The organism is Leptospira selangorensis (genome assembly GCF_004769405.1).
In the GTDB taxonomy this organism is placed as follows: Bacteria; Spirochaetota; Leptospiria; order Leptospirales; family Leptospiraceae; genus Leptospira_B; species Leptospira_B selangorensis.
Window position 1 is genome coordinate 567,723 of the sequence record NZ_RQES01000005.1, and the last position, 13,582, is coordinate 581,304.

At 41.3% G+C, this 13,582-nt stretch carries 15 protein-coding genes; 13 read left to right on the top strand and 2 right to left on the bottom strand.

Annotated features, from left to right (window positions below; translation table 11 throughout):
• Nucleotides 1-10 precede the first annotated feature (10 nt).
• From EHO58_RS04200 to EHO58_RS04255, 12 genes are all read left to right on the top strand, one after another.
• Nucleotides 11-1,288 (top strand): phosphoinositide-specific phospholipase C-related protein, encoded by a 1,278-nt coding sequence (locus EHO58_RS04200; RefSeq protein WP_244241056.1) that lies wholly within the window; start codon nt 11-13, stop codon nt 1,286-1,288.
• Nucleotides 1,289-1,484: 196 nt separating this feature from the next.
• Nucleotides 1,485-2,156 carry a response regulator gene (locus tag EHO58_RS04205; protein ID WP_135627597.1) on the top strand — a complete coding sequence of 224 codons (672 nt, stop codon included), beginning with the start codon at nt 1,485-1,487 and terminating at the stop codon, nt 2,154-2,156.
• Nucleotides 2,157-2,213: 57 nt separating this feature from the next.
• Nucleotides 2,214-2,666: a Spy/CpxP family protein refolding chaperone gene (locus tag EHO58_RS04210; RefSeq protein ID WP_208728686.1), complete on the top strand. Its 453-nt coding sequence runs from the start codon at nt 2,214-2,216 to the stop codon at nt 2,664-2,666.
• Between the two features lie 24 nt (nt 2,667-2,690).
• The gene (locus EHO58_RS04215) at nt 2,691-3,248 is read left to right on the top strand and encodes an RNA polymerase sigma factor (protein WP_135627596.1); all 558 of its coding nucleotides are present in this window, start codon (nt 2,691-2,693) and stop codon (nt 3,246-3,248) included.
• Nucleotides 3,233-3,535 (top strand): hypothetical protein, encoded by a 303-nt coding sequence (locus EHO58_RS04220; RefSeq protein ID WP_135678762.1) that lies wholly within the window; start codon nt 3,233-3,235, stop codon nt 3,533-3,535. Before EHO58_RS04215 ends, EHO58_RS04220 begins: the two co-directional genes overlap by 16 nt.
• Before the next feature lie 161 nt (nt 3,536-3,696).
• Nucleotides 3,697-4,050, top strand: coding sequence for a single-stranded DNA-binding protein (locus EHO58_RS04225; protein WP_135678764.1), 354 nt, complete (start codon nt 3,697-3,699; stop codon nt 4,048-4,050).
• A gap of 87 nt (nt 4,051-4,137) precedes the next feature.
• Nucleotides 4,138-4,683 carry a phosphoribosyl-AMP cyclohydrolase gene (locus tag EHO58_RS04230; RefSeq protein ID WP_135678766.1) on the top strand — a complete coding sequence of 182 codons (546 nt, stop codon included), beginning with the start codon at nt 4,138-4,140 and terminating at the stop codon, nt 4,681-4,683.
• A gap of 52 nt (nt 4,684-4,735) precedes the next feature.
• The gene (mltG, locus tag EHO58_RS04235) at nt 4,736-5,755 is read left to right on the top strand and encodes an endolytic transglycosylase MltG (RefSeq protein WP_135678768.1); all 1,020 of its coding nucleotides are present in this window, start codon (nt 4,736-4,738) and stop codon (nt 5,753-5,755) included.
• Nucleotides 5,756-5,767: 12 nt separating this feature from the next.
• Nucleotides 5,768-6,028, top strand: a complete 261-nt coding sequence (locus tag EHO58_RS04240; RefSeq protein WP_135627592.1) for a hypothetical protein — start codon at nt 5,768-5,770, stop codon at nt 6,026-6,028.
• A gap of 69 nt (nt 6,029-6,097) precedes the next feature.
• On the top strand, nt 6,098-6,976 hold the full coding sequence (locus EHO58_RS04245; RefSeq protein WP_135627591.1) for an ankyrin repeat domain-containing protein: 879 nt from the start codon (nt 6,098-6,100) through the stop codon (nt 6,974-6,976).
• A gap of 240 nt (nt 6,977-7,216) precedes the next feature.
• Complete coding sequence (locus EHO58_RS04250; RefSeq protein WP_135678770.1) at nt 7,217-7,642, top strand: hypothetical protein; 426 nt, start codon at nt 7,217-7,219, stop codon at nt 7,640-7,642.
• A 181-nt stretch (nt 7,643-7,823) separates the two neighbouring features.
• Nucleotides 7,824-9,494: an acyl-CoA dehydrogenase family protein gene (locus EHO58_RS04255; RefSeq protein WP_135679113.1), complete on the top strand. Its 1,671-nt coding sequence runs from the start codon at nt 7,824-7,826 to the stop codon at nt 9,492-9,494.
• A gap of 58 nt (nt 9,495-9,552) precedes the next feature.
• Here EHO58_RS04255 and EHO58_RS04260 read toward each other — a convergent pair whose 3' ends face one another.
• Together EHO58_RS04260 and ilvD are read right to left on the bottom strand one after the other, a co-directional pair.
• On the bottom strand, nt 9,553-10,164 hold the full coding sequence (locus EHO58_RS04260) for a hypothetical protein (protein ID WP_167483180.1): 612 nt from the start codon (nt 10,162-10,164) through the stop codon (nt 9,553-9,555).
• Nucleotides 10,165-10,272: 108 nt separating this feature from the next.
• Nucleotides 10,273-12,129, bottom strand: coding sequence for a dihydroxy-acid dehydratase (ilvD, locus tag EHO58_RS04265; RefSeq protein WP_135678774.1), 1,857 nt, complete (start codon nt 12,127-12,129; stop codon nt 10,273-10,275).
• Nucleotides 12,130-12,225: 96 nt separating this feature from the next.
• On the opposite strand from ilvD, the gene eat reads away from it, so the two are divergent.
• The gene (gene eat, locus EHO58_RS04270; protein ID WP_135678775.1) at nt 12,226-13,536 is read left to right on the top strand and encodes an ethanolamine permease; all 1,311 of its coding nucleotides are present in this window, start codon (nt 12,226-12,228) and stop codon (nt 13,534-13,536) included.
• The last annotated feature ends 46 nt before the right edge of the window (nt 13,537-13,582 follow it).

A 13,582-nucleotide genomic window follows, 5' to 3' on the forward strand; every position in this document is an offset into this window, starting at 1 on the left:
GAATGGAAATATGAAGAGAAAATTAATCATGCTTACCGTTTTGTTCATAAGCTTGTCTTCGACTAGTTTATTTGCAAGTAGGGGAGCAGTAACTGAAAGTCCAATCGATATATTCGAAAAGTCTGCGGAAGCAAAATCACTCGCGGTGCAAAGACAAGTGCAAGTAGCGGCAAACCTACCGGTGCATAAGGCTTTGTTTTACGGCACACATAACTCCTATAATAGCAAAGCGTATGCAGGACCTTTCTTTTCTTACGCTTTCCCGAACCAACAGGTCTCTCTTACGGACCAGTTGAGATTGGGAGCTAGGTTTATAGAATTGGATATTCATTATTATCTAAGCACAAATTTCAAAAACGATTTCCTGCTTTGCCATGCTCAATCCAACGATCTAGGATGTAACGTATTCGATCGTCCTGCGAGCAAAGGATTAGAAGAGATCCGTAACTGGATTTCCTCTCCTCAAAACAGGAACGAAGTTTTAGTCCTTTATTTTGAGGATTATCTGGACGGAAGACAGGATGAGTTCTTAGGGATTGTAAGAAGTTATTTAGATCCTTATCTATACAGATACAGCGGTTCTTGCGGAGATATTCCGAATGCTGCAAACATGCCTAAACTCAAAGATATGGTTTCTTCTAACAGAAGGATCTTGATGATGAGTAACGGTTGTTATGACGGAGCTTGGAATCAATACTCAAAAAGGATCTTTTTCGGAAGTAATACGATCAGCCCTAAAGCTTTCCAAGGATATCCTAGCTGTAACTGGTCCAGAAGTGTATACGATAACACCATGACTCGCGTTTTCAACGATAGCACCAACTACTTTGGCGTTTATGATGGCGTGAAAGAAAGTGGAGTATTCACAAACGATAATATTGCTCAGATGTTGGCTTGCGGGATCAGCGTATTCGGGATCGATCAATTCAGTCCTGATTTCGCAAAACAAGGACTTTGGTCTTGGGATAATGCGGAGCCTAACGATTATGGTGGAGCGGAAGATTGTTTACAGATCGTCGGAAGCGGCCGTTGGAATGATAATAAATGTTCCAATAGCTATCGTTATGCTTGTAAAGACGGAAGCGGAAACTGGGCAATCACAGATGCTTCCGGGAATTGGGCAAACGGAAAGAGCGCTTGTTCTGCAAGAGGCTGGAACTTCTCCTCACCTGTAACTCCATATGAGAACAAAAAACTCCAAGAGGCAAAAAATGCTAAGGGAGTTTCAGAAGTATGGGCAAACCTTACGGACCAGTATTCAGAAGGATATTGGGAAGCCGGAAGATAATCTAATATACTTTCAGTTTGAATATAAAAGCGGGATCTTCGAGAAATCGGGGGTCCCGTTTTTTTATTTTTGGCCAAGTTCACCGAAATTTTATCGTCGACTAAACATTATAAAAACGGATGATTTACGAAGAATAAAAGTTTTAACCGGCCTTTTTAAGGGCCTCGGTGCTTAATTAAGGAAATATTTCAGATTTATGGTCCAATCTTTCTTTAAGATCTTATTTGCCGAAGATAACGAAAGTTCTGCAGAATTACTCATTCATTTTTTGGAAAGGTTCAATTTCGAAGTGGACCATGTGGTGGATGGAATGGCCGCGGAGCTCAAATTAAGAAAAACGAAATACGATTTTATCCTATTGGATAATATGATGCCTGTGCTTTCCGGAGTCCGCCTGGCAAGTAAGGTCCCGGACCTGAACAAAAATACCCCGATTGTATTCCTAACTGCAAGTAACGAAAAAGAAGATGTAATGGCTGCGGCTCATAGCAAACAACTTGTGGGTTATATCCTTAAACCTTTCGATCCGGATAAACTTCTGCAAAAGATAGTCTCCGTTCTTAAGATCCCGGATGATATGATCGTGGATAAAAAGAAATACCCATTCTCCATTGAAAGGACCCAAAACGTATCTTACGGAAATGGAGTGAAACTCATAGGTTGTCCTTTCCAAAAAAATGCGGAGAAGATTGCCCAAGAGATCGCATTTGTTCTCAAAGAACTCCCCGGAGTCCGTAAGTTCTTCATCGAAGTGGGAGAAGAATTCTATTATCACAAAAAAGCCCAGGAGCTCCTGGCTTCTCTCGTGACCCGTCTGGCTTCTAAATACGAGATCAAGGAAGAAGATATTCTCATACTTTCTTCTTAATTTTTTTGGAACCGACTTTTTAGGCTCCGGTCCCAGGAGCATAAAGAGGAGAAATGAATGTTTCGCAAAATTACGAAAATAACCGCGATTTTGTTGGTGCTGGGGACTACCGCCCTACTGACTCAGGGTTGCCATCATAAATGGATGTCCCATGAGAAAAGAGCCAATTATATCGTCAAAAAACTTAAATCAGAATTGGATCTAACTGATACACAAGCTGCGACCCTTGATAAAATTAAAGAGGACGTGCTTGCAAAACGTAAAGAGCTAAAGATGGGCGGACACTTCTTCCCTAAGGAAGCAGTAGAAGAACTTCGTGCAGACAAATTGAATCCTGAAAAATGGAACAAGTTGGGCGAAGAAAGAGAGAAAAAGATCGCAGCTCTTAGAGTATTTTTCACCAAAAAGGCAGTGGAATTCCACGCGGTATTAACTCCCGAACAAAGAGGGAAACTGGCGGATCTAATCCTTAAGTTCCAGAGTAAATTCGATAAGGAAGACGAGGATTAATTTCCAAAGTCTTTCGGAGGTAAAATGGGAGAGGCAGAATTTTCCCGCTTCGTAGAAGAAACCAGGGAGATCGTCTTAGCGGCGGTCTCCCGTTACTTGTATGAACGCTTTGCATATGCGATAGACGATGTCGCACAGGAAACATATCTTCGCGCTTATAAGGCATTACAAAAAGGTCAATTTAGAGGAGACTCAAAATTGACCACTTGGTTGTACACTATCGCCAGAAATGAATCCATTCGTATGAATGAAAATCTGATGAGAGAAGAAACCAAAGCAGAGAAGGCTGGAAAAAGATCGGAAGAAGATTCCAGAAGTTTCGCTTTTGATAAAGAACTTCCCGAGGATAGAGAAGATCTTCCTACTTGGGAAAAAGCAAAACTTTGGATCGGAAATCTACCGGAAGCGTATAGAAGTGTGATCCAATATTATCTTTCCGGATATTCCGAAAAAGAGATCGCTGAAGTTCTGGGAGTTCCAGCTGGAACGGTAAAATCCAGAGCGGCTAGAGGAAAGGAAATGTTACGAAGAATGCAGAACTCCGAAAAAAGAGAAGGAGGAGAAGTATGGGGAAAATATTGAAAGATTGTCTACCAATGAAGGAAGAGATCGAAAAAAGAAAATTAGATCCGAACTGGTCTAAAAATTTAGCTTCTTGTGTGATCGACAGATACACAAAAGAAGAAAGTTCTAAAAAATTAGTCCAGTTCCCGATCAGAAATGTATTAGCGGTAGCGGCCGCACTCCTCTTGGGCATTTCTATCGGCTGGTATTCTTTTGCCGGACAATTCAACACAGAAGATGAATATTATCTTGGTGTTTCTTCTATTTTAGAAGGCGACTCTTACCTTACCACTCTGGAAGAATAAACAGATCGGGCCCAAGTTTTTGGGCCCGTCATTCTCTCTATCCAAAACGAATCTCGCGGAATCAAAATTCCGGGAGAAGGTCCGCTAAATCCAAAAAAATCACGAGCACAGTAAACATTCTACTACACGTAGCTCCTATATTCCCTAGGAGGAAAATGTTTATGAAAAATTTATCACTCACGGTTCTGGACGGTTTTTTAACCGGTGATCCGGAATTAAAGAGGACCCAGGCCGGAAAGTCAGTCACGAATTTTACTGTGGCAGTGAACCATAATTACAAAAGAACGGAAGGAGAAGAGTCCGAGGTCTCTTACGTGGATGTGGAAGTCTGGGAGAAGCTTGCGGAAAATTGTTCCGAGTATCTTAAAAAAGGGAAAAAGGTAACAGTAATCGGGCATTTAAAACAAGATCGATGGAAAAATCAGGAAGGCCAATCCCGTTCCAAGGTCAAAGTAATAGCGGACGAGGTCCGGTTCGACAGCTTCGGAGATAGAAGAGAAAAAGAAGCGGCATAACATCCTACTAGGTGCGGCCTTGGAGGATTTTCAAGGTCTCACCTTTCTTGACGGTTCCGGTCGGTCCTTGGTTTATGTAGGAAAAGAATGCTTACTATTATTTGGGCCGGGGGACAACCCGGAAAAATTTCGGAATTGAGAAGGATGACTCAAGCAGAATGGGACCTTCTCCGCAACGATCTTCCGACTAACGTGAAAACTTATATAGACTGCGACGAAGATACGATACTAATTTCACATCCCGATTTTTCGGAAAAGGAATTGTTGGACATCTCCAATTTCGATGGCCTCAAATTCTCGGACGGTTTGGTTCCTGTGATCACTAAAGATGAGAATGGTCTGTTTTTGATGCAGGCATTCTCCAATTTAGAAAGTTTAGAGCTCAGTCAGAAAGAATCCATGGGAATTTATTTCAGCAGATCCAGAAACCAGCTTTGGAGAAAGGGAGATACTTCCGGACATATCCAAAAACTGAAAAGGATCTTATCACCCAAAGACGGAAGTTTTGTTGTGTACGAAGTGGAACAGGAAGGTGCAGCTTGTCACGAAGGGTATTATTCCTGTTTTTTCAGAGAGCAGGATAGAAGCGGGACGAAAAACTTAGTTCCAGAGATCCCTTTTTTAGGGAAGTAGAGGTTCCGTAAAAAGGAATTTTCGCCGATAGAAATACGAGGCAGATGCGGTTATGATTTTTAAAAATACATTCGTGAGAAGATCCGTTGTTTTATTAGGCATACTTGCACTTTCGGGTGCGGTCGCCTTCTTTGTTGTAGATGAGATCAAAGGAGGAGCCGTAGGTGCTGGCCAAGTAAAGGTGGACATTATCGTTGAACCGGGCGATTCTCCTGCGGAAGTTACTGAAAATCTTTCCAAGAACGGTTTGTTAAAATCTTCCAAATATTTCCTTTTTCTAATTAAGGCAACCAGATCCGCAGGAAAGATCAAAGCCGGCCTATATGAGATCAATGACGGAATGGATGCGCGTAAGATCCTACAAGTGATCACGGAAGGAAAAGTTAAACTTGTAACTTTTACAGTTCCGGAAGGTTATAATAACCGCCAGATCGGGGATCTGTTAGTTAAGAAAAACTTAATTAAGACCAGGGCTGATTTTTTAAATGCTGCTTCCAGAACCGAACTATTAAGAGAGTTTAAGATACCTGCAAATAATGCAGAGGGTTATCTGTTCCCTGAGACTTACAGCGTTCCTGTGAATTTTCCTGCGGATAAGATCGCGAGAATGATGATCAAAAGATTTTATGTTAGATTGGAGAAGGTTCCCGGCGCAAAGGAATTAGATCCTAAAAAATTACATGAGATCGTCGTGCTTGCTTCGGTGGTAGAAAGAGAAGCTAAAAAAAATGAAGAAAGGCCTTTGATGGCGGGCGTTTTCTTAAATCGTCTCAAGCAGGATATTCCTTTGGAGTCTTGCGCTACTATCCAGTATCTTTTTGATAAACCACATCCTCGTATTTTCGAAAAGGATCTGAAGATCGTTTCTCCTTATAATACTTATATGAATAAAGGATATCCGCCTGGTCCAATTTCCAATCCGGGACAACCTTCTTTGGAAGCTGCACTCATGCCGACTAAGACAGAGTATTTATTCTTCTTATTAAAACCGGACGGATTTCATTACTTCTCTAAAAATTTTAAAGAACATGCCGAAGCTAAGAAAAAGTACATCGACGTTCTTTACGAATAGAGGATTGCAATCATGAGTTCCCCTGTAGAAGAAATCGTTTCGGTCACAGAACAATTAAAAGAGGTCCAAAAGGCTTTGGATCTTTTTAAAGAAAAGCAGCAGAAGAGAGAATCGGCTAGCGATGCGGCTATTGAATTCGTGGAAAAAGCGAGTTTGGTTTTAGATAGGGCAGAAAGAAAAGAAATACTTCTGACTGATGACCAAAGGAGAAGGATCAGGAATAATCTATTAAAGATCAGATCTTCTCTCGTTCGAAATATAGAAAACAGTTAGTTATCCCATAACAATTTTTCGCTTCCTTTTTGAACTTTACATATTGCCCATAACCTTCAATTTTTCGCCATGAAAAATATAATTTTAGCCTCGTTACTAGCGACTAATGTAGCTTGTGCAACGGCGACCATAGTTACCGACACTGTGGATGGTAAAACAGACAAGGTAATAGAACGAATTCAAAACGGGGAAAGTTTGGAATCCAATAAATGTGGGACCCCGTTATACCATGCGGCAAAAGCAGGAAACAAGGAACTTGTCCTGCTCCTTTTGCAAAAAGGGGCTAATCCAAATTCAAGATCTTCGGAATGTATCATGTCCAATGAGTCAGGTGTTATTCGAAAAGTAGGCGATAGAACTCCTTTAATTGGTGCAAATGGAAAAGAAATTGCAGATATACTTTTAAAGGCCGGAGCGAAGATAAATCAAGTCGCTTACTTGATCGCATCTAAAAACTCTCATGATGAAGATTTGAGTTATGGACTTCCAATTTCACCATTATTTAATGCAGTTCTTTCTGAGGATTATGATCTGGCTGAATTCTACTTAAGTAAGGGAGCGAAAGTTAATTTATATTTAACCGATGGCGAGAATATGTTTTTGAAATTCCTAAAAGAATTTTCGAAAAGTAATCCAAAAGCGAAATTGTTAACTGATAAGCTGATTGCTCATGGGGCTAAAAATTTAGATGTCTCTGTCGAATCTCAGAAGAGGATTGAAAAGATAAAATTATCCGGAACTTTTCATTTAATCGATAACTCTACGACCAGGTTTCCGTTAAATATAATCGAAAGTATTGACAGGGATCCTACTCAGTTCGGTTTTTTAACCGATGACAGTGTGGACGGAATGTCGCATCACGCAGTAGAATATAACGTTAGCGGCACGCAGCAAAATTTTCACGAATGGCATATCATAAAAATGATCTCTTTTCGTAATAAGAAATAATGGCCAAAAATATTCTTTTTATTGCATGAAAAAGCTGAAAGAGATTATTGTTTTTGAAATTTATATTTAAGAGGTTTTATGAATAAATTGAAATTTTGTTTTTTATTTTTACTTACGGTCGGGTGTTCGAGTTTTGTCGTTATAGATCCTGCGAAGGATATTGATAAGCAAATATCGCAGGATAAAACACTGTATTTTTTTAAAGCGAATTTTGACGTAAGTCCGGCGAACCTTTATAACGTGACCTTGAATAATTTTGATCTTACCAATAGTCAGATTAGCGGTCATGAGATCGATTTGGGAGGAGGTTCTGCCGAAAAACCAGGGTTAATATCTGCTTGTTATCTAGTTGCCGGTAAAGATGTTATTTATGCGCTGAATGCAGTAGATATTAATGCATCGAACGGAAATCTTTCATTAAAACTTCCGGGTGGCGCAATATTTAATCTCATGACAGGTGGCTCTAAAAATCCGATCTTTGGGGGAACTCTTTCTTACACGAAAGGAAAACTCGCTACATCTGATGACGGTTTCGAAGAATGCAAAAAGGAAATTTCTGGGAAATATCCAAGTTTAGCTGCGAGTATTGCGAAATCGGAAGAACTTTCGAAAATTTTTAAAAAAATCAGAGAAGCAAACCTTAAGAAGGGAAACGCTAAGAACTAAATTAAATTGAGTGTACAAGGAAAAGGCCAATGGTAAATACTTCAGCTTTCCGTTGCCTTTTTCCTTGATTCTGTCTCATTTCTACCCGAGACTTGGGTTCAAAAACTTAAATGACAGGCCGAAACGGCCCCAGGTTATAGTATTTTGAGTAATATTTCCCAATAATCGGTAGGAACAAATGATGGCAACGAAAGCTCCGACGGACTCTTCGGCGGCAAAACAGGCTTTAAGCAAGTCTTCAGCAATAATCGAACAAGTAACCAAGGCCCTAGCGGCTAAATGTAGCTCCAATGGAAAAGTTTCCGTTTCCAAAATGGACCAAAACCAATTCGTACAATACCAAATCGCTTGGTTGACCTCAGAACAAAAGATCGCAGAAAACTTTATCGATTACGCTTGGAACGATTCTCTCGGAACAGGTGAGCTTGAAAAATTAATGGCTCAGGTTTTCGCAGCAGAAGTTGTTTCTCATATCCGCACAGAGTTTAGTTCCAGAACTTCCGAATATGGTATTTCTACTCAGGACTTAATTTCTAAATTATTCGATGAATCTACGAACAAGTTCTTAGAAGAAGCAAGCGCGATCGAGAACTATAACCATATCGCTGATCTTATCGTTTCATTAGGACATTTCGGTGCTTATGGTCTAAGCGAAGACCATGAAATGTTCCGCCAAACTTTCAAACAATTCGCAGAAGAAGTTGTGGCTCCTAAAGCAGAGCATGTTCACCGCCACGACGACATCGTTCCGGAAGAGATCATCCAAGGTTTAAGAGACATGGGATGTTTCGGTCTTTGTATTCCTGAAAATTACGGCGGATTACAACCGAACGATAAAGCGGATAATATTTCCATGCTTGTCGTAACTGAAGAACTTTCTAGAGGATCTTTGGGGATAGCAGGATCTCTAATCACTCGTCCTGAAATTCTTTCCAAAGCATTATTAAAAGGTGGAACTGACGCTCAAAAAGAGAAGTGGCTTCCTTTGATCGCTTCCGGTGAGAAAATGGGCGGTATCATGGTAACTGAACCTAATTACGGTTCTGATGTTGCCGGAGTTTCCGTAACCGCTAAAAAAGTGGACGGGGGCTGGTCCATCAATGGAGTTAAAACCTGGTGTACTTTTGCAGGATATGCAAACCTTCTTTTAATTCTTGTAAGAACTGAGTCCGATCCTGAGTTAAAACATAAAGGTCTTTCTATCGTTCTTGCAGAGAAGCCAAGCTTCACCGGTCATGAATTTGATTATAAACAAGACGGTGGTGGAAGAATTTCCGGTAAAGCTATCGGAACTATCGGTTATCGCGGTATGCACTCTTTCGAAGTTTCTTTCGAAGACTATTTCGTTCCGGAAGAGAACCTGATAGGTGGCGAACCTGCAAGAGGAAAAGGATTCTATTTCCAAATGGAAGGTTTCTCCGGTGGAAGAATCCAAACTGCAGCTCGTGCAAACGGTGTAATGCAAGCGGCTTTAGAAGCTGGTCTTCGTTACGCTCAAGAGAGACAAGTTTTCCAAAAACCAATCTTCGATTATAACCTAACTAAGTATAAGATCGCTCGTATGGCGATGATTGTTCAGGCTTCTCGCCAGTTCACTAATACTGTAGCAAAACTTTTAGACAACCACCAAGGACAGATGGAAGCGACTTTAATCAAGTTCTATGCTTCTAAAGTTGCTGAATGGGTAACAAGAGAAGCGATGCAGATTCATGGTGGAATGGGTTACGCGGAAGAATACGCAGTTTCTCGTTATTTCGTAGATGCTCGTGTATTCTCCATCTTTGAAGGTGCGGAAGAAGTTATGGCTCTTAGAGTAATTGCAAAATCTCTAATGGACCAATATTCAGCTTAAAAGATCCTTCTTAAATTCTGAAGAATAAAAAAGGAAGTCGAAAGACTTCCTTTTTTTATCAACTGGCGAGTTGTTCTACAAAGGCGAGAATGTCCGAATTGTCCCTTTCTAAAAACTCAAGAGTCCTTTCTACCAGATGATCCAAGTAATAGCTCGGATTATGATAATCTCTTAGGAACGATTTTACTTGTTCTATCTTTTCTTCAGGGATCCTGTCTTCTAAAACGATCTGGGCCAGTGCATAGATTCCAAATGCAGATTTGAATGGGTCATTTAGAGAAGAGATGGAAATGATCTCATCTATATCAATTTCTTTGAATGTAGGGATTAGATCCCCGATCAATTCTAAAGCGCCTGTCGGAATAGTCCTATCCAAGGATTTAACATAATTTATGAATAATCTATAAGACTGGGAATCTCCGATCCGAGAAAGCATATGAAAGAGCCCGGAAAGAAGTCTTTTGTGAAATCCCCAGGACAATCTGCCCGAATCCGCCTCTCTAATAGCTTGGTATAAAAAACTCCAAACCAGTTTGTCTCCGGATCTTGCTCTTTCGGATAATTGGTCCAACCAAAGATCGAAGTTCGGATTATCTGATTCCTTTTTGAGGAAATCCATCAGCTCAGAGGGAGTTTGTACAGAAGGGAGAGTAAGGGCAATTTTCGACATAAGTAGAAGATACTCTCTTTTAAGATCGGTTTCCAGTCTTTTTATCAGGCATCGACTTTTTATTCTTTTACAATTCCCTTACTCGAGGAATAGTTCTGTCTCATTAAATTATTGATGTTCTACCTGGCTAACGTCTCTAACGGCTCCGGTATGTGCAGAAGTAGTCATAGCGGCGTAAGCTCTTAATGCCGCGGAAACCGTTCTTTTTCTGGACTTAGGTTTCCAAGCATCTTTGCCTTTATCGTTCATTCTATCTCTACGATCCGAAAGTTCTGCGTCACTCACTCTTAAGTGAATGGATCTGTCAGGAATATCTATTTCTATAATATCACCCTCTTCTACGAGGCCGATGATTCCTCCGGCTGCTGCTTCCGGAGAAACATGTCCGATAGAAAGTCCGGAAGTTCCTCCCGAGAATCTTCCATCGGTTAGAAGTGCGCATGCTTTTCCTAAACCTTTGGATTTTAGATAAGAAGTAGGATATAACATTTCCTGCATTCCAGGTCCGCCTTTTGGACCTTCATAGCGGATTACGACTACGTCACCTTCTACCACTTCGTTGCCTAGAATTTTGGCCACAGCTTCCTCTTGGCTTTCCATTACTCTGGCTTTGCCCTTAAATTTCCAGATGGACTCGTCTACTCCTGCAGTTTTTACGATACAACCTTCAGGCGCGATATTTCCATAAAGAACTGCAAGTCCTCCGTCTTGGGAGTATGCATGTTCTACATCACGGATACACCCATTCGCTCTGTCCAAGTCCAGCTCAGGCCAACGTTTGTCTTGGGAGAATGCTTCGGTTGTAGGAACTCCACCAGGTGCCGCGGAGAATAATGCGTATGCTTTGGAGTTTGCATTCTGACGAACGATATCCCATTCTTCTAAAGCTTTTCCTAATGTAGCAGAATGAACAGTAGGTACATCCCTGTGGAGAAGACCAGCCCTGTCCAATTCGGAGAGGATTCCGATGACTCCGCCTGCTCTATGAACATCTTCCATATGATATTTTTGAGTGGCAGGAGCAACTTTACAAACGCAAGGAACTCTTCTGGAGATAAGATCTATATCATGCATTTTGAAATTGATCCCAGCTTCGTGGGCAGCGGCAAGAATATGGAGAACGGTGTTTGTGGATCCTCCCATTGCTACGTCTAAGCTCATCGCATTTTGGAAAGCTTCATGAGTTGCAATATTTCTAGGAAGAACTGACTCATCGTCTTGTTCATAATATCTTTTTGCAAGATCTACGATCAATCTTCCTGCAGTTAAGAATAATTGTTTTCTGTCTGCATGAGTAGCTAACGTGGAACCGTTGCCAGGAAGAGAAAGTCCTAATGCTTCCGTAAGACAGTTCATTGAATTTGCAGTGAACATCCCCGAACAAGATCCGCAAGTAGGGCAAGCAGAACGTTCGATTTGTTCTACAAGTTCATCTGGAACATTTTCGTTGGCGGCCTCTACCATTGCGTCCACCAAATCCAATTTTCGAATATCACCGTTCCAATTTACTTTTCCAGCTTCCATTGGTCCGCCGGAAACAAAAACGGTAGGTATATTCAATCGTAAGGCTGCCATGAGCATGCCCGGCGTAATCTTATCACAATTGGAAATACAGATAAGTGCATCCGCAGTATGAGCATTGACCATGTATTCGACTGAGTCGGCGATCAGGTCACGGCTTGGCAAAGAGTATAACATTCCGCCATGCCCCATGGCGATACCATCATCCACTGCGATGGTATTAAATTCTTTTGCGACGGCTCCCGCCTTCTCCACTTCTCTTGCGACCATTTGCCCTAGGTCTTTTAGATGAACATGTCCTGGAACGAACTGAGTGAATGAGTTTGCAATTGCGATGATCGGTTTTCCGAAATCACCTTCTTTCATACCGGTGGCTCTCCAGAGTGCTCTGGCTCCGGCCATATTGCGTCCGTGGGTGGAAGTACGAGATCTTAACTGAGGCATATTGAATGCTCCCTGGTATAAGTTTAGACGTCGAGTTTTTTCCTAAAGAAGAAACGAACTTGGAATAGGCACAGTTTTTGCTATTTAAGTCCAGAGATGGAATCAAAAGAAGAATTCAGTCGAACCTTAGGTCCTTGGCTACTTTGGGGTTTAGGAGTCGGATACGTTATTTCAGGCATGTATTTTGGTTGGAACCTGGGTCTGCCAGTTGGTGGAACCTTGGGGTTAGGAATTGCCACCTTACTGATCATTCTGCTATATGTTTGTTTTTCTTTCAGTTACACTGAACTCGCGTGTATGATCCCGAAAGCGGGAGGGGCATTCGACTACGGTAGGGAAGCTCTCGGAAATGTTTGGGCCTATATCGTCGGCACCGCTCAGTTAATAGAATTTCTATTTGCACCTCCTGCGATTGCTGCGGCAATCGGAGCTTACTTCTCCTTATTCTTGCCGGGAATTGATCCGATTTGGATTGCAATCGTAGCTTATTTACTCTTTACAAGTTTGAATATACTTGGAGTAAAATTTGCAGCATCATTCGAGTTTGGAATTACTATATTAGCAGTTTTTGAATTACTTTTATTTTCAGGACTTACACTTCCTAGTTTTTCTTGGGAGAAGTTCTCTTCCAATCCATTGCCAAACGGTTGGGGTGGCGCCTTATCTTCCTTACCTTTTGCTGTTTGGTTTTTTCTGGCGATAGAAGGAGTAGCAAATGTCGCAGAAGAAACTAAAGATCCTCAAAAGAATATACTGATCGGATTCGGATCTGCATTAGCCACCTTAGTTGTACTTTGTGGATTGGTATTTTTTTCTTCCATAGGAGTGGGCGGTTGGGAGATGATCGTGTATCCGGAGCCTGGCGCTGTTGCTTCTGATTATCCTTTGCCACTCGCATTACGGAAATTATATGGAGAATCTGGTTGGGCTTTTCATCTTTTGATCACAATCGGGCTCTTCGGTCTGATCGCTTCTTTTCACGGGATTATTTTGGCGGGGGGAAGAGCCAGTTTCGAATTTGGAAGAGCGAATTTTCTTCCTAAATTTTTCGGAAAGATCCATCCTAAATTCAAAACTCCTGCAAATGCTTTGATGGCAAATACTGCATTCGGGATCGCCGCATTATGCACAGGTAAAACATCCGAACTGATCACATTGTCTGCATTCGGAGCTTTACTTTTGTATTTCTGTTCCATGATCAGTTTTTTTGTGCTCCGAAAAAAACAACCGGATAGAGAAAGACCATTTCAGGTCCCAGGAGGGAAAATTCTACCTTCTATCGCGCTTGTTTTGTCTGCGATCGTATTAGGGGTATGTGCTTGGCAGCATCCAATTCTATTCGGGATTTTTGTTTTGATCTTGGCAAGCGGATTGATCTGGGCAAGAGCTTCTATTTTTGGAAAATGAAAAGGCAATTTTCTTGATTTGGGATTTTTCAGAATTAGAGTAAGTA

What these genes read in the sequence shown, in the direction of transcription:
- EHO58_RS04210 (WP_208728686.1), top strand. Translation starts at nt 2,214, where the DNA reads ATGTTTCGCAAAATTACGAAAATAACCGCGATTTTGTTGGTGCTGGGG.
- EHO58_RS04240 (WP_135627592.1), top strand. Translation starts at nt 5,768, where the DNA reads ATGAGTTCCCCTGTAGAAGAAATCGTTTCGGTCACAGAACAATTAAAA.
- ilvD (WP_135678774.1), bottom strand. Translation starts at nt 12,129, where the DNA reads ATGCCTCAGTTAAGATCTCGTACTTCCACCCACGGACGCAATATGGCC.
- EHO58_RS04220 (WP_135678762.1), top strand. Translation starts at nt 3,233, where the DNA reads ATGGGGAAAATATTGAAAGATTGTCTACCAATGAAGGAAGAGATCGAA.
- mltG (WP_135678768.1), top strand. Translation starts at nt 4,736, where the DNA reads ATGATTTTTAAAAATACATTCGTGAGAAGATCCGTTGTTTTATTAGGC.
- eat (WP_135678775.1), top strand. Translation starts at nt 12,226, where the DNA reads ATGGAATCAAAAGAAGAATTCAGTCGAACCTTAGGTCCTTGGCTACTT.
- EHO58_RS04215 (WP_135627596.1), top strand. Translation starts at nt 2,691, where the DNA reads ATGGGAGAGGCAGAATTTTCCCGCTTCGTAGAAGAAACCAGGGAGATC.
- EHO58_RS04225 (WP_135678764.1), top strand. Translation starts at nt 3,697, where the DNA reads ATGAAAAATTTATCACTCACGGTTCTGGACGGTTTTTTAACCGGTGAT.
- EHO58_RS04230 (WP_135678766.1), top strand. Translation starts at nt 4,138, where the DNA reads ATGCTTACTATTATTTGGGCCGGGGGACAACCCGGAAAAATTTCGGAA.
- EHO58_RS04200 (WP_244241056.1), top strand. Translation starts at nt 11, where the DNA reads ATGAAGAGAAAATTAATCATGCTTACCGTTTTGTTCATAAGCTTGTCT.
- EHO58_RS04205 (WP_135627597.1), top strand. Translation starts at nt 1,485, where the DNA reads ATGGTCCAATCTTTCTTTAAGATCTTATTTGCCGAAGATAACGAAAGT.
- EHO58_RS04255 (WP_135679113.1), top strand. Translation starts at nt 7,824, where the DNA reads ATGGCAACGAAAGCTCCGACGGACTCTTCGGCGGCAAAACAGGCTTTA.
- EHO58_RS04260 (WP_167483180.1), bottom strand. Translation starts at nt 10,164, where the DNA reads ATGTCGAAAATTGCCCTTACTCTCCCTTCTGTACAAACTCCCTCTGAG.
- EHO58_RS04245 (WP_135627591.1), top strand. Translation starts at nt 6,098, where the DNA reads ATGAAAAATATAATTTTAGCCTCGTTACTAGCGACTAATGTAGCTTGT.